At 68.8% G+C, this 17,362-nt stretch carries 15 protein-coding genes; 6 read left to right on the forward strand and 9 right to left on the reverse strand.

Annotated elements, in window-relative coordinates; translation table 11 throughout:
* Window positions 1-246: 246 nt before the first annotated feature.
* From PGB26_RS03425 to PGB26_RS03440, 4 genes are all read right to left on the reverse strand, one after another.
* Window positions 247-1,152: a glycine betaine ABC transporter substrate-binding protein gene (locus PGB26_RS03425; protein WP_271638889.1), complete on the reverse strand. Its 906-nt coding sequence runs from the start codon at window positions 1,150-1,152 to the stop codon at window positions 247-249.
* 62 nt (window positions 1,153-1,214) lie between these two features.
* On the reverse strand, window positions 1,215-2,141 hold the full coding sequence (locus tag PGB26_RS03430) for an ABC transporter permease (protein WP_271638890.1): 927 nt from the start codon (window positions 2,139-2,141) through the stop codon (window positions 1,215-1,217).
* Window positions 2,141-3,493 (reverse strand): quaternary amine ABC transporter ATP-binding protein, encoded by a 1,353-nt coding sequence (locus PGB26_RS03435; protein ID WP_271638891.1) that lies wholly within the window; start codon window positions 3,491-3,493, stop codon window positions 2,141-2,143. The genes PGB26_RS03430 and PGB26_RS03435 overlap by 1 nt, the downstream gene beginning before the upstream one ends.
* A gap of 312 nt (window positions 3,494-3,805) precedes the next feature.
* Entirely contained in the window at window positions 3,806-5,008 is a 1,203-nt protein-coding gene (locus tag PGB26_RS03440) for a class I SAM-dependent methyltransferase (protein ID WP_271638892.1), read from the reverse strand.
* An 80-nt stretch (window positions 5,009-5,088) separates the two neighbouring features.
* Here PGB26_RS03440 and PGB26_RS03445 point away from each other — a divergent pair, with 80 nt between their 5' ends.
* The 5 genes from PGB26_RS03445 (at window position 5,089) to PGB26_RS03465 (ending at window position 10,717) form a co-directional block, all read left to right on the forward strand.
* Complete coding sequence (locus PGB26_RS03445) at window positions 5,089-5,835, forward strand: TetR/AcrR family transcriptional regulator (RefSeq protein WP_271638893.1); 747 nt, start codon at window positions 5,089-5,091, stop codon at window positions 5,833-5,835.
* Window positions 5,832-6,866: an ABC transporter ATP-binding protein gene (locus tag PGB26_RS03450; RefSeq protein WP_271638895.1), complete on the forward strand. Its 1,035-nt coding sequence runs from the start codon at window positions 5,832-5,834 to the stop codon at window positions 6,864-6,866. Before PGB26_RS03445 ends, PGB26_RS03450 begins: the two co-directional genes overlap by 4 nt.
* Window positions 6,863-7,663: an ABC transporter permease subunit gene (locus PGB26_RS03455; protein WP_271638897.1), complete on the forward strand. Its 801-nt coding sequence runs from the start codon at window positions 6,863-6,865 to the stop codon at window positions 7,661-7,663. Before PGB26_RS03450 ends, PGB26_RS03455 begins: the two co-directional genes overlap by 4 nt.
* A 62-nt stretch (window positions 7,664-7,725) precedes the next feature.
* Complete coding sequence (locus tag PGB26_RS03460; RefSeq protein ID WP_271638899.1) at window positions 7,726-9,612, forward strand: DUF5107 domain-containing protein; 1,887 nt, start codon at window positions 7,726-7,728, stop codon at window positions 9,610-9,612.
* A gap of 301 nt (window positions 9,613-9,913) precedes the next feature.
* The gene (locus PGB26_RS03465) at window positions 9,914-10,717 is read left to right on the forward strand and encodes a MerR family transcriptional regulator (RefSeq protein ID WP_271638901.1); all 804 of its coding nucleotides are present in this window, start codon (window positions 9,914-9,916) and stop codon (window positions 10,715-10,717) included.
* A gap of 304 nt (window positions 10,718-11,021) precedes the next feature.
* Here the strand turns inward: PGB26_RS03465 and PGB26_RS03470 are convergent, their stop codons facing one another.
* On the reverse strand, window positions 11,022-12,245 hold the full coding sequence (locus tag PGB26_RS03470) for an NAD(P)/FAD-dependent oxidoreductase (RefSeq protein WP_271638903.1): 1,224 nt from the start codon (window positions 12,243-12,245) through the stop codon (window positions 11,022-11,024).
* A 156-nt stretch (window positions 12,246-12,401) separates the two neighbouring features.
* Between PGB26_RS03470 and PGB26_RS03475 the strand changes: the two genes are divergently transcribed.
* Window positions 12,402-12,884 carry an Lrp/AsnC family transcriptional regulator gene (locus tag PGB26_RS03475; RefSeq protein ID WP_271638905.1) on the forward strand — a complete coding sequence of 161 codons (483 nt, stop codon included), beginning with the start codon at window positions 12,402-12,404 and terminating at the stop codon, window positions 12,882-12,884.
* Between the two features lie 34 nt (window positions 12,885-12,918).
* Here the strand turns inward: PGB26_RS03475 and PGB26_RS03480 are convergent, their stop codons facing one another.
* The 4 genes from PGB26_RS03480 to PGB26_RS03495 form a co-directional block, all read right to left on the reverse strand.
* The gene (locus PGB26_RS03480; RefSeq protein ID WP_271638906.1) at window positions 12,919-14,286 is read right to left on the reverse strand and encodes an extracellular solute-binding protein; all 1,368 of its coding nucleotides are present in this window, start codon (window positions 14,284-14,286) and stop codon (window positions 12,919-12,921) included.
* Between the two features lie 96 nt (window positions 14,287-14,382).
* Window positions 14,383-15,339 (reverse strand): carbohydrate ABC transporter permease, encoded by a 957-nt coding sequence (locus PGB26_RS03485; protein WP_271638908.1) that lies wholly within the window; start codon window positions 15,337-15,339, stop codon window positions 14,383-14,385.
* Window positions 15,339-16,331 carry a carbohydrate ABC transporter permease gene (locus tag PGB26_RS03490; protein ID WP_271638909.1) on the reverse strand — a complete coding sequence of 331 codons (993 nt, stop codon included), beginning with the start codon at window positions 16,329-16,331 and terminating at the stop codon, window positions 15,339-15,341. The genes PGB26_RS03485 and PGB26_RS03490 overlap by 1 nt, the downstream gene beginning before the upstream one ends.
* A gap of 232 nt (window positions 16,332-16,563) precedes the next feature.
* Window positions 16,564-17,337, reverse strand: a complete 774-nt coding sequence (locus PGB26_RS03495; RefSeq protein ID WP_271638910.1) for a DeoR/GlpR family DNA-binding transcription regulator — start codon at window positions 17,335-17,337, stop codon at window positions 16,564-16,566.
* Window positions 17,338-17,362 lie beyond the last annotated feature (25 nt).

The following is a 17,362-nucleotide window of genomic DNA, read 5'->3' on the forward strand; positions in this document are numbered from 1 at the left end:
CGCCCGAGGCGGGGGTGGATGCAGGGGGTTGCGCTGCGAGACGAAACGGGGCCGACATCGGCATCCGAAAGCCCGCCCTGACGTTACGAAACGGGGGCCGACACTCCACCCGTCGGACAGAACACGTGGATCCGTCCGACATCTGGAGTGTCGGCCCCCGTTTTGTAAACGCCGCACCGGCTAACCGGCTAACCGCCGCACCGGCTAACCGCCGCACCGGCTAACGCCGGCGAGCCGGCCGCCGGGTCACTTGATGACGTCGGGGTTCTCCTCGAGCCACGCCTTGACGGCCTCGCGCTCCTTGCCCTCGCCGTACTCGTTCACCACCATGTCCTCGAGCGAGCCGTACTGCTCGTCGTCGAGCTTGATGCTCTCGATCAGCTCAGCGGCCTCGGGGTACTCGTCGGCGAAGCCCTTCGTGCCCAGGAAGTGCAGGCCCTCGGCCTCGCCCATCAGGCCGTTCGGGTCTTCGAGGTCCTTCACGGGGAACGCGTCGTTGGCCCAGAACGGGCGCCACAGCGTGACGACGATGTCTTCGTTCGCGTCGGTCGCCTTCTTCAGCTCGGTGAGCATGGCGGCTGTCGAGGAGGTGACCAGCTCGTACTCGCTGTTCAGACCGGTCTCCTCGAGCATGGTCGTCGTCTGCTCGGTGAGGCCGGCACCCGGCTCGATGCCGATGATCTTGCCGTCGTACTGCGCGGCCTTGCCCTTGAGGTCCTCGATAGAGGTGAGCTCGGAGTACTCGGGAACCGCGATGGTGAGCTTCGCGTTCTCGTAGTACGTGCCCAGATCCTCGATGTCGTCGCCGTACTTGTCCATGTACTTCTTGTGGGTCAGCTCGGGCCAGGCCGACGGGTAGATGTCGACGTCGCCCTGCGCGAGACCGGTGTACAGCGGGCCGGCGTCGGTGAGGGTCTTCATCTCGACGTCGTAGCCGATCTCCTCGAGCTTGTTCTCGAGCAGGTACGCGGTGCTCAGGCCGTCGGTCCACGACGGCAGGAAGCCGAGCGTGATGGTGCCCTTGTCGCCCTTCGAGCCGCCGTCGGCATCACCGGTGCCTCCGGTGCCGCCGGCACCGCCCGACGCGCAGCCGGTCAGGGCGAGCGAGGTGACGGCGGTGAGGGCGAGCAGTGCTGTGAGCTTCTTCTTCATGTTCTCTTCTCTCTTGCGTTCCGTATGTGAGTGCGGGTTGTGAGTGCGATTCGGGATGCCGATCAGGCCGGCTGCAGTGCGGCATCCGGCACGGCGACGGATGCCGAGGCGCGGCGACGCGCGTCGCGGCGACGGGCGAGGATGCCCAGCAGCGATGCGTGGTTCTCGGCCGGAGCGCCGAGGGCCGCGGTGACCCGGTCGAGGAAGACGGCGATCAGCACGACGCCGAGGCCCGCCTCGACGCCCTTGGCGATGTTGATCGTCGAGATCGCCTCGACGACCATCTTGCCGAGGCCGTCGGCGCCGGCCATTCCGGCGATGACCGCCATCGACAGGGCCAGCATGATGACCTGGTTGATGCCGGCCATGATGGTCGGCATCGCGAGCGGCAGCTGGATGCCGCGCAGGATCTGCCCTGGCTTCGCGCCGAATGCCTGGCCGGCCTCGACGGTCTCGCTGTCGACCCCGCGGATGCCGAGCTCGGTGAGTCGCACGCCCGGGGGCAGCGCGAAGATGATCGTCGCGACCATGCCGGGCACCACGCCGATGCCGAAGAACACGATGGCCGGGATCAGGTAGACGAAGGCGGGCATCGTCTGCATGAAGTCGAGCACGGGCTTCAGCAGCGCGCGCACGGTGGCGTTGCGGGCCGACCAGATGCCCAGCGGCACCGCGATCAGCACCGCGACGACCGTCGCGACGAGCACGAGCGACATGGTCTGCATGGCGGGAACCCAGAGGTTCATGCCGACGATCAGCAGCAGCGAGACGGCGGTGCCGACCGCGAGCTGCCATGAGCGCACCAGGCACGCGATGAGCGCGGCGATGGCGATGATCGCGAGGAAATGCACCGACAGCAGACCGGCAGTGAGCCCGTTGACGAGGAAGCCGAAGACGAACGCGACGCCGTCGAGCAGGCCGTCGAGATTGACCTTGACCCAGTCGACGATGCCGGCGACCCAGGTTCCGATCGGAATGCGGAAATCCATCAGCGCACCTCCTCGGTGTCAGCGTTGTCAGCGGTGCCGGCGGGCGCGTCGGCGACAGCCGGGTCGGCGGCCTCGGCGGCCGCCTCGGTGAACGAGCTCGCCTCGGCGAGAACCTCGTCGATCACGGCCTGCGGCATCGGGTTCAGCGGCAGGGTCAGCTCGCCGGTGGCCCCCGGGCCGGGCCCGAGGGCGGCGAGCAGGGTGACGCGCGGGATCACGCCGGTCAGGCGGCCCTCGCCGTCGGTCACGGCCAGCGGCAGCGGCGACTCGACCGAGGGGATGAACAGGTTCATCAGCACCTCGTTCTCGTCGACCACCTGAGGCGCGGGCTTGAGGATGGATGCCAGTGACGACTCGCCCTTGCGCACCAGCTTCACGGCATCCCGATCGGTGACGATCCCGACGAGCTTGCGGTCACGGCCGACCACGTAGGTCGCCGACATGTAGGCATCCCGCATCTGACGCAGCGCCGTGCGCGGACCGGCCGACTCGGCCACGACGGGGCGCGGACGCTCCATGACGTTCGCGGCGGTGAGCACGCGAGCGCGGTCGACGTCCTGCACGAACTGCTCGACGTAGTCGTTCGCCGGGTCGGTGAGGATGTCTTCGGGCGTGCCGATCTGCACGATGCGGCCGTCACGCATGACGGCGATGCGGTCGCCGAGGAACATCGCCTCGTTGAGGTCGTGCGTGATGAAGACGATGGTCTTCTGCAGCTTGGCCTGCAGCTCGACCAGCTGCTCCTGCATCTCGCGGCGGATCAGCGGATCGAGGGCGCTGAACGCCTCATCCATGAGCAGGATGTCGGTATCGGCGGCGAGCGCGCGGGCGATGCCGACGCGCTGCTGCATGCCACCGGAGAGCTCGCTGGGCAGCTTCTCGCCCCAGCCGTCGAGGCCCACCAGGGAGAGGATCTCGTCGGCCTTGCGCAGACGCTCGGCCTTTCCGACGCCCTTCAGCTCGAGCGGATAGGCGACATTCGCGGCGACCGTGCGATGCGGCAGCAGCGCGAAGTGCTGAAAGACCATCGACACGCGGTCGCGGCGGATGTCACGCAGCTTGGAGCCCGGGACGCCGGTGATCGCGTCTCCGCCGATCGTGATCTCGCCCGCGGTCGCGTCGTGCAGACCGTTGAGCATGCGGATGATGGTGGACTTGCCGGATCCCGACAGACCCATGATCACGAAGATCTCACCGCGGTTCACGGTGAAGCTCGCGTCGATTACGGCTGCGGTGCCGACGTCCTGCACCTCGGTGCGGGTCTCACCGGCCTTCAGACGCTTCACGGCCTGCTGCGGATTACGACCGAAGACCTTGTAGATATTGCGCGCTTCAAGAGCGGTTTCGGACACGTTTCCCCCGTTGCCCACCGATTCTTCGGGTCTCGGCGGGCCGCTTCGGTTACGCCCGGGTGACGTTCTCAAGGCCGTTTCGACAGATGCTGCACAGCGGCACGGACGGGGATTTCGGATCCCCGCGACAGAACATCGACCGTACGCCCACGCCTCTTCGTGTACAGCTCATGTCGAAAGAAGGACGCGGCCGCGGACTGGTCATGTGACCTCTCGGCCACCTAGCAACGCTAACGAATGGCTGATCCGGTGGCAAATCCTCATTTGGGTTTTCACGCGTCACCGGGGGTTCCTATCCCCAGTTCGAATCGCTCAGCCGCGGCGGATGCTGCGCGTGACGGTGAACTTCGGGGTGCGGGCCACCTGCTCGGTCGCGCCGACGTCGCGGGTCAGCACCCCGCGGTGATCGAGGTGCGAGTTGAACACCGTCCACACCTCGCCGCCGGGGCGCAGCAGTCGCGCGGCGGCCTGGATCAGGCGATGACCCGCCCCTTCGTGCACGCTCGTGCCGAGGTGGAAGGGCGGATTCAGCAGCACGAGGTCGGCCGACCCATCGGGCAGTTCGGATCCTGCGTCGTCGAGCGTGACGGTGATGCGCGCGGCGAGACCGTTCGCGACGATCGTGGCCTGCGCCGAGCGCGCCGCGGAGGCCGATCGATCTGTGGCGGTGATCACGGCATCCGGATGCTGCTGCGCGAACGCCACGGCGAGCGCTCCCGTTCCGCATCCGAGATCGACGACGCGCAGCGGGGCCGGACTCGCGACCGGGCGGAACTCCGCGCGAAGGCCGCCGGCGGGGGTGTCGATCGGATGGAACGGCGCGGACGCCGGCGCCGGCGACGGCGGCACGAGCGTCGACATCACGTCGATGAGCACCCGGGTGCCGACGTCGAGACGCGCGCCGGCGAACGCCGCCCCGTATGCGCTCAGGGTGAAGCCGTCGTGCCGGCGGCTGACGGGGAACGGCGGCTGGTCGGGTACCGGCAGCGCACCGGATGCCACGATCAGCCGCGACTTGCGTTCCGCGCGCTGCGGCTGCACGTGGGAGAAGTGCCGCGCGAGCACCTCGTTCTGGGTGAGCGCCATGTGCTTCACCCGCCCTCCCGCGACGAGCGTCACGTCCGGCGCGGCCCACCGGGCGACCGCGTCCGCGATCTCCTCGAGCTCTGCGAGCCCCTTCGGCAGCTGCAGCAGCACGAGACGCACGCCAGCGAGCAGCGAGCTGTCGAGCTCGTGCGCGGCCGGCAGAGGCAGATCGAGTGCGCGCGCGTTCGCGGCGAGCGCGCGCCGGCCGGTGATGAGGTCCTGGTGCACCCGGATGCCGCGCATCCCGGCATCCGTCAGTGCGAGGGCGATCGCGCCGTACTCGTCGCCGATGATCGCGATCTCGTCGCCGTCGACCCCCGACTCGACAGCGCGCCGCACGAGCAGCTCGTCGGTGGCGTCCCAGGCCTGCAGGTTCGGAGCCTCGACGTCGGGAAAGCGGCGCAGTCGCTGGAAGTCGAAGCCCGTCACTCGCTCACACTATCGCCGCTCCGCGGCCCGCGGAGCCGCTTCCATTGACAACGACTGAACGCGCGTTTAGCTTGCTGTACATGCGTTCAGCATCTGACGACCTCACCGCTCGCGCCCGCATCCGCGATGCGGCGATCCGCGCCTTCGCCCGCCACGGCTTCGACGCCGCCAGCATGCGAGCGATCGCCGCCGATGCCGGGGTGAGCGCCGCCCTGATCGTGCACCACTTCGGCGACAAGAATGCGCTGCGCACCGCGTGCGACGACTACGTGGTCGCGGCGTTCATCGACGACAAGCACGAGCTGATCGAGGCTCCGACGGCCGACCGCATCCGCGCCGCCCTGCACGATGTCGAGCGGTACGGCCCGTACATCGACTACCTCGGCCGCATGCTCGGTGACAGCTCGCCGGCCGCCGACCGTCTGTTCGATGAGATCGTCCGAGTGACCCGCGACGTGCTCGACGAGCAGCGTGACGCGGGCCTTCTCGTCGCCATGAGCGACCCCGAGATGACCACACTGCTCGTGGTGATGATGGGACTCGCACCGGTCATGATGCGCGCACAGATCGGCCGGATACTCGGGCAGGACCAGCTCAGCCCTGCCGGCATGATGCGCACCACCCTGCCCACTCTGGAACTGCTCACGCACGGCATCTACTCGAGCACCGCGTTCCTCGAGGGGGCGCGTCAGGCACTGGCATCCGACGGCGCGCCCGCAGACGGCGCCCCCGCACCCGCGGCCGCACCCGACGCCGCATCCGCATCCGCATCCGCATCCGCATCCGCACGAGCATCCGAAAAGCCCATCGAAGGAGGGGCGTCATGAGTTCCGTCATCGACATCACCGCACTGCACAAGCGCTTCGGAAGACGCACCGCCGTGCACGACCTCGACATGCACGTACAGCGCGGCACGATCTACGGCCTGATCGGGCCGAACGGCGCGGGCAAGACGACGACCCTGCGCACCCTGGTCGACATCATCCGTCCCACCTCCGGCGAGGTGCGCGTGCTCGGCGAGCAGCCGCGGCACGGCGGCGCCCGACTGCGACGACGGATCGGCTTCGTGCCCGGCGAGCTGCATCTCGAGGGCCGTGTCACCGGGCACCGGATGCTGTCGTTCTACGCCGAGGTGTCGGGCCCGGTCGATCGCGGATACACGTCCGAGCTCGCCGAGCGCCTCGGCGTCGACCTGACGCGCCCAGTGCGCAGCCTGTCGAAGGGCAACAAGCAGAAGATCGGCCTGATCCAGGCGTTCATGCACCGGCCCGAGCTGCTCATCCTCGATGAGCCGACCAGCGGGCTCGATCCGCTGATGCAGCGAGAATTCCTCGCGATGGTGCGCGAAGCGCGCGATGCTGGCCAGACCGTGCTGCTCAGTTCGCACGTGCTCAGCGAGATCCAGCAGGTCGCCGACGAGGTCGCGGTGCTCGCCGCCGGCCGGGTCGTCGCCAGCGGCGACGTCGCCTCGCTGCGCCTCGGCTCGGTGCGACGGGTGCGGGTCTCGCTCGACGCGGCGGATCCGGATGCCCTGCGCCGTCGCTTCGCAAGCATCCCGGGCGTGAACGAGCTCGAGGTCACCCCACAGGGCTCCGTGACGCATCTGACCGCGACCGTCGAGGGCGCGATCGACCCGCTCGTGAAGGCGCTCGCCCAGGCGACGGTGCACGACCTGACCGTCGAGGAGCCCGACCTCGAAGAGAGCGTGCTGCGCCTCTACGCCTCTTCTTCTACACCTTCTTCGTCGAAACCCCCAGTTTCCGCCGACACCCCTGGGCACGGACGGTCGCAGGCGGGGGTTTCAGCAGGAAGCAGGGGTGTCGGCGACGACGTCAGCGAAGAGGGAGGTGCGCGATGAGCGCCATCCTGTCGGTGTTCCGACGCAGCATCCGCGAGTCGTGGCGCGGCGTGATCGGGTGGAGCCTCGGCATCGCGGCGGTGCTGTTCCTGTACCTGCCGCTGTACCCGAGCTTCGGCGCGAGCGGGCAGCTCGAAGAGGTCATCAAGGCCTTGCCGCCGCAGCTCATCGAGACGCTCGGCTACGACCAGATCGCCTCCGGCGCGGGCTACGCGCAGAGCACGTTCTACGGACTGCTCGGCTTTCTGCTGCTGACGATCGCGGCGGTGCTGTGGGGTTCGGCGGCGATCGCCGGCGCCGAGGAGTCGGGCCGGCTCGAGCTCGACCTCGCGCACGGCATCAGTCGCGCGCAGTACGCCGCCGAGTCGGCGCTCGCCGTGCTCGTGCGGCTGCTGTGGCTGGGCGCGTTCTCGGGCGCGATCGTGTTCGCGCTCAACGAGCCGGCCGGCCTGGGCATCCATCCTCCGCACATCGTCGGAGCAGCGCTCGCCCTGACCGGACTGGCGTTTCTCAGCGCGATGGCCGGCCTGTTCGCCGGGGCCCTCACCGGCCGCAAGGCCTGGGCCACGGGTGTCGCCGCGGGCGTCGCCGTGCTCGGGTACGTGTTCCAGGCCGTGGCGAAGCAGTCGAAGGATCTGGAGTGGCTGAACGCGCTCTCGCCGTACGCGTGGGTGTATCACCAGCCGCCGCTCAAGGACGGCGTCGACGTGGGCGGCCTGCTGCTCGTCTGGGGCATCGCGCTGGTGCTGGCCGTGGCATCCGCCCTTGCCCTGTCACGCCGCGACCTGCGCGGGTGACCGCGCCGCGCACGGCATCGGTCGGCGCGGCGGGGCGCGGATGCCCTAGCGTGAGCATCATCATGACTGCCACGCTCACCCTCGACACCGTCACCCTCCCGTCGGCGCCGGTGGGCGCACCGAATCCGCTGCCCGCGGTCGCCGCGATGCCGCAGGCGCCGTACGAGGCGTCGACCGACGGGCTGCCCGACGACCTGGCCGAGAACATCCGGTACGGCCAGGTCGGCAGCATCCACCCCTATCTGCTGCAGGATCAGTACACCCGCGAGCGCACCGACGAGCCCATGCGCGTCGCGGTGCTCGAGAACGACCTGCTGCGGGCAGAGTTCGCCGTCGATCTGGGCGGCCGCCTGGTGCGTCTGCTCGACAAGGCGACCGGGCGCGACCTCGTCTACCGCAACGAGGTCTTCCAGCCGGCGAACCTCGGGCTGCGAAACGCGTGGTTCTCGGGCGGTGTGGAGTGGAACATCGGCATGCGCGGCCACTGGCCGCTGACCTGCGCGCCGCTGTACGCCGCCGCGCTGACCGCGCACGACGGCGAACCGGTGCTGCGGATGTGGGAGTACGAGCGGGTGCGCGGGGTGGTCGTGCAGATCGACGCCACGCTCGATTCGACCGTCGCCGCGCTGCACGTGCGCGTGCGGGTGCGCAATCCGCACGCCGACGAGACCGGCATGTACTGGTGGACGAACATCGCCGTCGCCCAGACCGAGGGCTCGCGGGTGTTCGCCCCCGCGAAGCACGCGTATCAGACGCAGTACGACGGCACGCTCGCGCACGTCGACGTCGCCGCACCGGATGTGAGCCGTCCGGCCCACGCCGTGCAGGCGGCCGACTGGTTCTACGACCTCGGCGGGGATGCGATGCCGTGGATCGCGGCGCTCGAACCCGACGGCACCGGACTCGCGCACGTCTCGAGCGTGCGGCTCTCGGGGCGCAAGCTGTTCGTCTGGGGCGACACCACCGGCGGACGGCACTGGCAGGAGTGGCTGGGAGGCTCGTACTTCGAGATCCAGGGCGGCCTCACGACCACGCAGTACGAGAATCTGCGGATGCCGGGCGGGGCGACCTGGGAGTGGACCGAGACCTTCCTGCCGTTGCACGTCGACGGCGCCGACGGGGAGTGGGCCGACGCCTCTGCCGTGGTTGGCGCGCAGGTGCAGCGGGCGACCAGTGGCTGCGACTCGTCACGTCTGGATGCGGTCGCGGACGCCGCACCGGAGCGGATGCTGAACCGCGGCGCCGCCTGGGGAGCCTTCGAGGCCGAGCTCGCCGCGCGCGTGGGTCGCGGCTTCGACGCCCTGCCCGGGGTGCGCTTCGACCGGGATGCGGGCGACGAGGGCGAATACTGGCGCGCGCTGCTCGACGGATCGGCGCCCGATGCCGGCGTGGACGCTCCGGTGTCGTACGTCGCCGGAGAAGATTGGGATCGCCTGCTCGGGGCCGCGCCGGCGACATGGCTGACCCACTACCACCGCGGCGTGATCGCGCACGCCGCCGGGGCCGTCGACCGCGCGGCGGCGCACTACGAGGCGTCGCTGCGGCAGCGTCGCAGCGCGTGGGCGCTGCGCGGGCTCGGCCTGGTGCGCATCGCCCAGGGCCAGGTGGATGCGGGCATCGACGTTCTCACCGACGCCGCGTCTCTGGCGCCCGATCTCGCGCCGCTCGCGCTGGAACTCGGCGAAGCTCTGCTGATCGCGGGGCGGGCGCAGGAGGCATCCGGGTTCCTCGCCGCGCTTGCTCCCGCGGTCCGAGCGCAGGGGCGGTTCCGGGTGCTCGCGGTGCGCGCGGCGCTGGCATCCGGGGCGCACGACGAGGCCCGACGGATGCTGGAAGACGAGTTCGATGTGCCCGACATCCGCGAGGGGGAGCTGAGCATGTCGGATCTCTGGCGCGAGGCCTTCCCCGACCGCCCCGTCCCGGAACGCTACGACTTCTCGATGGCCTGACGCCGCGCCGCCGGACTGAATTCCGCCGGTGCGGGGTCGATTGCGCACGGTTTCGCCCGCATGAGCGTACGAAACTGACCCCGGATGCCGGGCGGCGCTCTCTCAGGCTGCTTGAGCGTGCTCGCGCCAAGCGCTCACGCAGCGCATCCGTCTGCTGCCACGGCTCCTCAGCGCGGCGGCTCCGCAGCCGGTGCGGGCTCACCAGCACCGCGACCACTTCGCCGTGATGCGAGATCGATGCTTCTTCGCATCCATCGGCCAGACTTGACCCTGACACGGTGTTAGGCGGTCGAATCAGAGCATGTTGTCCATCGGAGCGTTCGCGCAGATCGGCCAGGTGACCCATCGCATGCTGCGGCACTGGGACACCGCCGGCCTGCTCGTACCCGCCCACGTGGACGAGTACAGCGGGTACCGCTCGTACGATCCTTCGCAGCTCGACCGACTGCACCGGATCGTCGCGCTGCGGCAACTCGGATTCGGGCTGGAGCAGATCCGCGTCATGCTCGATGAGGGCATCGACGGGGATCGACTCATACAGATGCTGCGCGGACACCGCGATGCGGTGGAACGCGAGCACCGCATCGCGACCGAACGGCTCGTCGACGTGGAACGGCGCCTCCACCTGATCGAAAGCGAGAATCGCATGTCATCCGCCGAGTTCATCGAGAAGCCTCTGCCCGCCGTCCGCCTGATCGCCCGCACGGCGACCGTGCCCGCCGACGAGGTGGGCCGGTATGTGGGAGCCATGTTCGGCGAGGTCGAAGACCGCCTGCCCGAGACGGAGGGGATGCTCGAGACGCCGATCGCGCAGTACCGCCCGACCGATGGAGGGATGCTGCTGACCATCGGCTACGCGTACGCCGGCGACCCCATCGAAGATCTTGAGATCGTCGAGCTCGCCGCTGAGGAGCGCGCGGTGTGCGGCATCCACCTCGGTGCGATGTCGGGCATCCGCGAGACCTGGCACGCGTTGCACGCCGAGATGCTCGCCCGGGGTTTCGTACCCTCGGGTCCGTGCCGCGAATTGTATGTGCGGTCGTGGCCCCTCGAAGACGAGTCCCACTGGGTCACCGAGCTGCAGCAGCCCGTCTCGCGGGCCTGAGCACGCGGAGTCGGGGCTATCAGGGATGCATGTCGCTGGTCGGCTAGCCTGCGGACCACACCAATGCATCCCTGACCTGGTGGCAGGCACTCTGGGGGATGGATTTCTCCGGTGCAGGGTCGCGCCGACCAGACGAATGCATCCCTGACGGCGGATGCAGGCACCGCGGGGATGGATTGCGCCGGTGCGGGGTCGATCGGGTACGGTTTCGGTCACGTCGGCGCACGGAACTGACCCCGGATGCCGCCAAAGGCGGGCCCGCGCCGGAAGCGCGGGCCCGGACGCCCAGCGGCGAGCGCGCGGGTCAGCGGAGCGGGTCGAACGGACGGATCTCGGGGGCGATGCGGCCCGTCGTGATCTGCTCGGCGAGAAGCTTGCCGGTTGCGGGGCCGAGCACGATGCCCCACATGCCGTGACCGCCCGCGACGTACACGTTCGGCGCCTGCGTCGCACCTACCAGCGGCAGGCCGTCTGGCGTGACCGGGCGCGAGCCGACCCACTCGTCCTGACGGTCGTCGAGATCCAGCCCGGTGAACATCTCCCGCGCCTGCGCGATGATCGCCTCCACGCGCCGCGGCTGGAAGGGCTCGTCGGGACGGCGGAACTCCATGGTACCGGCGATGCGGAAGCGCCCCTGATACGGGGTGCACGCGATGCGCTGGAACGGGAAGTACACCGGATGCTCCTGCGGCACCGAGGTCGCGACCGTGAACGAGTATCCCCGGCCGGCCTGCACTCGGGTGCGCACGCCGAGCTTGCGGGCCAGCGCCGGCATCCAGGCGCCGGTCGCGATCACGACCGAGTCCGCCTCGAGTCGCTGCCCGTTCGACATCGTCACCACGGGACGGCGAGTCGACGAGACATCGGTGACCTCGCACCCGGTGATCAGCTCGGCTCCGCGCTCGACGACGGCGGCGCCGAGCGCCTCGACGAAGGGCGCGGGCTCGAAGAAGCGCTGCCCGTCGAGCCGGTAGGCGTGCGTCACGGCATCCGACAGCACCGGCGCCAGTTCGCGGGGGTTCTCGAGACGCGTGAAGGGCACATCCTGCCCGTGCCGGATCACGCCCTCGATCTCGTGCAGGAAGCCCTTCGAGTCGGCCTCCTGCTTGAACCCGATCACGAACGGGCCCTCGCGGGTCCACGACTGCACGCCCCCGTCGATCAGCTCGTCGAAGCACTCCAGCGCGATCTTGTCGATGGGCGTGAGGTCGGCCATCGTGCGATCCCAGGCGCGGTTCGTGCCGTGCGCGGCGAACTGGCCGAGGAACATCCACAGCCCGGGATCCACGCGGAACGGCACATGCAGCGCGGCATCCGGGTCGAGCAGGGCCTTCGGCCCGTAGGTCCACAGGCCCGTGTCGGCGAGCGGGATCGTCTTGCCCGGCGTCAGCCAGCCGGCGTTGCCCCACGACGAGCCGGCGGCGACACCGACCCGGTCGATGACCGTGACGTCGACACCGCGCTCCTGCAGATGCCATGCCGTGGCCAGTCCGACCATTCCTGCACCGACGATGATCGTGCGCGTCATTGCGTCCTCCTGAGACAGCTGTTCGCGGGCGCGAGTAAGCGCCCACTACCTGCGATTATGCAGATCCGAGTGACGACGCGGTATGGAACCGAAGATCCTGCGTAAGATCGCCTCGATACGGTGAAAATCTTCACCTCGAGGCGAGGAAGTGGTCGCGTGAGCCCTGATTCTTCGGCATCCCTCCACGCCGGGCTGGATGCCATCGACCGCACACTCCTGTCGGAGCTGAGCCGCAACGGGCGCATATCGAACACCGAGCTCGCCGCGATCGCCGGCATCGCCGAGTCGACGTGCCTGAAGCGCGTCCGCGCCCTGCAGGCGAACGGAGTGATCGTCGGCTTCCATGCCGAGATCTCACCGGGCGCGCTGGGGCTGCACCTCGAGGCGCTCATCACCATCCGTCTGCACGCCCACGCCCGCGGCGACCTGCGCCGATTCCAGACCTACCTCGAAGAACTGCCCGCGACGCAGCGGGTCTACTTCCTCGCGGGCGATCGCGACTTCCTCGTGCACGTCGCTGTTCCGGATGCCGCGGCGCTGCGCGAACTCGTCTCAGACACGATCAGCCTGAAACCGGAAGTCGCATCCACCAGCACGAGCCTGATCTTCGCCCAGGCGGCCGGGCCGCGCGGCCTGTGACCTGACGGCCCGACCGCACGACCCGCCCCGAGACTCAGTCCTGCTCGATGTTCTCGTAGGCCCGCATCGCCGCCTTCTGGGCGTCCTTCAAGGCCTCCTCGGGCGACTTGTCGCCGAGCAGCGCCGCCGTGATCGCGTTGTTGAGCTCGTTCTGGATCTCCTGGCCGGCGGGCGAGGATCCGAACGACTGTCCGTAGTCGACCACGTCGTAGTACGTCGAGATCACCCGGTCGAAACCGGCGTTGCCGCTCTCGACGACCCACTCGTCGCGGATCGCCTTGTCGGCGGCCGGCGAGCCGGTGAACAGGCCGGTGTTCACGCCGCCGTCCTTCTCGCGGGTCTCTCCTCGCGCCTTGCCGGCGGCCGCCCACGCCTCGTCTGACGTCAGCTCGACCATCCATGCGCACGCCGCGGCCGGGTTCTTCGCTCCGGCCGGCACGACGAACGCGGTTCCGGATGCCACCGAGAAGGGCTCGCCGTCGGCGCCGCGGAACGGCACGGCCTCGAGCTGCAGCTCGTCCATGTAGGGCGACAGCACGTTCGGGTACCACTGCGCGTTCACCTGCGCGCCGACCTGGCCGGCGACGAACTGGTTGTTGTCGCCGAAGGTGTCGAACGAGTCGGTGAAGCTCTTCACCGCGGCGTAGCCGCCCTGGGCATCCGTGATCTTCTTGAGCATCTCGATGCCGACGACGTTCTTCGGATCATCGAGGGTCGGCTTGCCGTCGTCGTCGTTGAGCTGCCCGCCCATGCCGAGAATCCACAGCCCGCTCTGCCCGGTCGCCTGCGGATCGAAGCCGAGGCGCGTGGGCACGCCGTTGTCCTCCTGGTAGATCTTGCCGATGGCGTCGAGCAGCACGTCGGCGTTCGAGGTGTCGATCTGGTCGACGGTGACGCCGGCCTCGTCGAGCACCTTCTTGTTCACGAGGATCGCCGGCGGCTGGTAGAACTGCGGCACCGCCCAGATCTCGTCGTCATAGGTCACGTCGTCGACGACGAAGGGGTACCAGTGCTCGCGCGGCGAGACGTCCTGCTCTTTCAGGCACTCGTCGAGCGGCATGATCAGCCCCTGCGCGGCGTACGTGGTGACGTAGCGGCGGTCCATCTGCACGACGTCGGGCACGTTGCCGCCCGCCAGCCGCGTGGTGAACTTCTGCGCGTCGAACGCGGTGGCGTCGAGGTCGACCTTGACATCCTTCAGCTGCTCCTCGGCGTAGTCGAGGCGCGACTGACCGACATCGTCGGCGTTCTCGAAGCCCCATGCCTTCAGCTCGCCCGTCGCCTGGGCACCCCAGTCGACGGCTTCCGCCATATCGGACGCGTCGTCGCCGCCCCCGCATCCGGTCAGCACGACAGCGGATGCCGCGACGACCGCCGCGATCCCCAGAATGCGCTTGTGCATCTCTCTTCCTCTCGTTCGAGCGACGGTCGCGAAACGCCGCCGCTGTCCTGTTGTGCAAGTCGTGTCGTCCGGATGCCCGCGTGCCGGCATCCGGGATCAGCCCTTCCTCCCCTGCGTGGCGACGCCCTCGATGAAGTAGCGCTGACCGAAGGCGAACAGGATGAGCATCGGCACCGTGACGATGAGCGAGGCGACCATGACGTACTGGTAGTCGCCGTGGCCCCCGGCCGTGGGGCTGTACTTCGTCATCGCGTAGGCGATGCCGAGAGGTGCGGTGAAGTCGTCGACCGATCCCGCATTCAGGTAGATCAGCGCGGAGTACAGGTTGTTCCAGCTGGCCTGGAACTCGAAGAGGAACACGATCACGAACGACGGCACCGACAGCGGCATCGCGATCCGCCAGAACAGGCCCCAATAGCTGCATCCGTCCAGCCGCGCCGCCTCGAACAGCTCGCGCGGCAGCCCGAGATAGAACTGCCGTTGCAGGAAGATGTAGAACGCCGAGCCGAACAGGTTCATGCCCCACAGCGGCACCCAGGTGCCGAGCAGCCCGGTCTCCTTCCAGATCAGGTAGATCGGGATCATGGTGACCGCGCCGGGCAGCATCATGGTCGCGAGCACGAGGCCGAAGAGCAGCCCGCGCCCGGGGAAGCGGAAGTACGCGAACCCGAACGCGACGATCGAGCTCGACACGGCGACGGCGGTGGCCGCCAGCACGGCGATGGCCACGCTGTTCCACAGCCAGCTCATCAGCGGCAGCTGGTTCCACACCTCGACGTAGTTCTCGGGCACGAACGTCTTGGGGATCAGGGCGTTGTCGAACACCTCGCCGCGAGGTTTGAAGCTCGCCGCGACCAGCCACGCGAACGGGTAGAGGAAGAGCAGCCCGAACCCCACGAGGATGATCGTCAGCACAATCCGCGCCGCGAAGCTGCGAGGCTGGCTGAGGTTGCGCCGCCACTTCGATCGCTTCGGCACGGTGTTCACGACCGTGGACGGATCCCGGCGCTCGTGGTTCTCGCGCCGGGACGTGTGCTGCAGCGAGGTCGCCATCAGCGGTCTCCCTCGTAGTAGACGAACTTGTTGCCGAACTTCACCTGGATCACCGTGATGATCATGATGATGACGAACAGCAGCCAGGCCATGGCCGCCGCGAACCCGAAGTTGAACTGCCGGAACGCCTGCTGAAACAGGTAGATCGCGTAGAACAGCGACGCCTCGGGCGAGGAGTTGCTCTGATCGCGCCAGAACAGCAGATACGCCTGGTCGAAGATCTGGAACGCGGCGATCGACAGCACGATCACGTTGAAGAACATCGCGCCCGAGATCATCGGCAGCGTGATCGAGAAGAACTTGCGCACACTCCCCGCGCCGTCGAGGGATGCCACCTCGTACAGCTCGGTGGGCACGTTCTTCAGCGCCGCGAGGAAGATCACCATGGTGCCCGCGACCGTCCACAGCGTCATGATCACGATGCTCGGCTTGACCCAGGCCGGGTCGACCAGCCACTGCGGGCCCTCGATGCCGAACAGGCGCAGGAACTCGTTGATCACTCCGCTGTTGCCGTTCAGCAGCAGGAAGAACACCGCAGCCGTCGCGACGGCCGGCGTCATCTTGGGCAGGTAGTAGAGCGTGCGGAAGATGCCGGCTCCGCGGCCGACGCGGTTGAGCAGCATGGCCAGCACGAGCGCGAAGATGATCTCGAGCGGCACCGCCATCACGACGTAGAAGAGCGTGTTGCCCAGCGACACCATGACTCGCGGATCGTCGAAGAGCTCGGCGTAGTTGTCGAGGCCGACGGGGCGCGCGCTGTTGGTGGCGAGGTTGTAGTTGCTGAACGAGATGTACAGGCTGTAGATCATCGCCCCGGCGGTGAACACCAGGAACCCGATGATCCACGGCGTGATGAACAGGTACCCGGCGATCGCCTCGCGCTTGTTGATGCGGTCACGTGCCGGCTTCGGCCCGCGGCGGAACCACCGTCGCTTCTTCGCGGCCTGCTGCTCCGCCGGCACGAGTGCCTCGGGCGTCGTCGTGATGCTCATCTGCCGCCTCCGTCCCGCTCGTGATCGGGCACTCGGCTGCGTGCGCCGATCGCGCTCGGAAGAGCGCGAAGCGGCGCCGCGCACACAGAGGCCCACCTTCGCATGCCCTGACCGTAGGCCGCATCGACGTGGAAAGGACGGGCCTTGCCAGGGAGGAAGAAGAGGGGCATGATTGCGGAATCGCGCCCGTGCGACTTCTTCTCAGGGCTGGTCAGGCGGGATTACCGCGCGGTCAGCCGACTCGCACCTCGAACCCGGCACCCGTCAGCGCCGCTCGCTGCTCGTCGGTCGCGGCGGGGTCGGTGATGACGAGCGGGAAGAGGTCGGGGCCGCCGAGATGGGCGAACGCGGTGCGGCCGATCTTCGAGGCGTCGGCGACGATCATGGCGCGTCCGGCGCGCTGCGCCATCATGCGGTTCACCGCCGCCTCGGCCTCGTCGTGCGTGCTGGCTCCGGCGTCGGCCGAAAGGGCGTTGACGCCGATGAACGCGACGTCGAGCCGGATGCCGCCCAGCAGCTGCTCGACGAACGGGCCGACCAGCTCGAAGCTGCGGGCGTGGATGACCCCGCCCGTGACGACGACCTTGAACTCCGGGCGCATGGCGAGCTGGGCGGCGATGTTGACGGCGTTCGTGACGACCGTGATGCCCCGATCGGCGAGGTCATCGCGCGCGGCGAGCGCCGTCGCGATCGCATTGGTGGTGGTGCCGCCGGACAGACCCACGACCTGCCCCGGCTCGACCAGGGATGCCGCGACCGCGGCGATCTGCTCCTTCGCACCGGTGGCGTGGTGGCTGCGGAACCGGATCGGCAGCTCGTAGGCGACCGACTGCGCGACCGCACCCCCGTGCGTGCGGGTCAGCAGGCGGCGCTCGGCAAGGCTGTCGAGGTCGCGCCGCGTGGTCGCGGGCGATGCCCCGAAGCGCTCGACGAGGTCGTCGACGCTCACCTCGCCCTGAGCTGCGAGCAGATCGAGGATGGCGCTGAGTCTGGCGGCCCGTTTCATGTCGGACTCAGTCTGTCAGTGAGCC

The organism is Microbacterium sp. nov. GSS16, from assembly GCF_028198145.1.
Taxonomy (GTDB): Bacteria; Actinomycetota; Actinomycetes; order Actinomycetales; family Microbacteriaceae; genus Microbacterium.

What these genes read in the sequence shown, in the direction of transcription:
- PGB26_RS03425 (WP_271638889.1), bottom strand. Translation starts at nt 1,152, where the DNA reads ATGAAGAAGAAGCTCACAGCACTGCTCGCCCTCACCGCCGTCACCTCG.
- PGB26_RS03430 (WP_271638890.1), bottom strand. Translation starts at nt 2,141, where the DNA reads ATGGATTTCCGCATTCCGATCGGAACCTGGGTCGCCGGCATCGTCGAC.
- PGB26_RS03445 (WP_271638893.1), top strand. Translation starts at nt 5,089, where the DNA reads ATGCGTTCAGCATCTGACGACCTCACCGCTCGCGCCCGCATCCGCGAT.
- PGB26_RS03450 (WP_271638895.1), top strand. Translation starts at nt 5,832, where the DNA reads ATGAGTTCCGTCATCGACATCACCGCACTGCACAAGCGCTTCGGAAGA.
- PGB26_RS03455 (WP_271638897.1), top strand. Translation starts at nt 6,863, where the DNA reads ATGAGCGCCATCCTGTCGGTGTTCCGACGCAGCATCCGCGAGTCGTGG.
- PGB26_RS03460 (WP_271638899.1), top strand. Translation starts at nt 7,726, where the DNA reads ATGACTGCCACGCTCACCCTCGACACCGTCACCCTCCCGTCGGCGCCG.
- PGB26_RS03465 (WP_271638901.1), top strand. Translation starts at nt 9,914, where the DNA reads ATGTTGTCCATCGGAGCGTTCGCGCAGATCGGCCAGGTGACCCATCGC.
- PGB26_RS03470 (WP_271638903.1), bottom strand. Translation starts at nt 12,245, where the DNA reads ATGACGCGCACGATCATCGTCGGTGCAGGAATGGTCGGACTGGCCACG.
- PGB26_RS03480 (WP_271638906.1), bottom strand. Translation starts at nt 14,286, where the DNA reads ATGCACAAGCGCATTCTGGGGATCGCGGCGGTCGTCGCGGCATCCGCT.
- PGB26_RS03485 (WP_271638908.1), bottom strand. Translation starts at nt 15,339, where the DNA reads ATGGCGACCTCGCTGCAGCACACGTCCCGGCGCGAGAACCACGAGCGC.
- PGB26_RS03490 (WP_271638909.1), bottom strand. Translation starts at nt 16,331, where the DNA reads ATGAGCATCACGACGACGCCCGAGGCACTCGTGCCGGCGGAGCAGCAG.
- PGB26_RS03495 (WP_271638910.1), bottom strand. Translation starts at nt 17,337, where the DNA reads ATGAAACGGGCCGCCAGACTCAGCGCCATCCTCGATCTGCTCGCAGCT.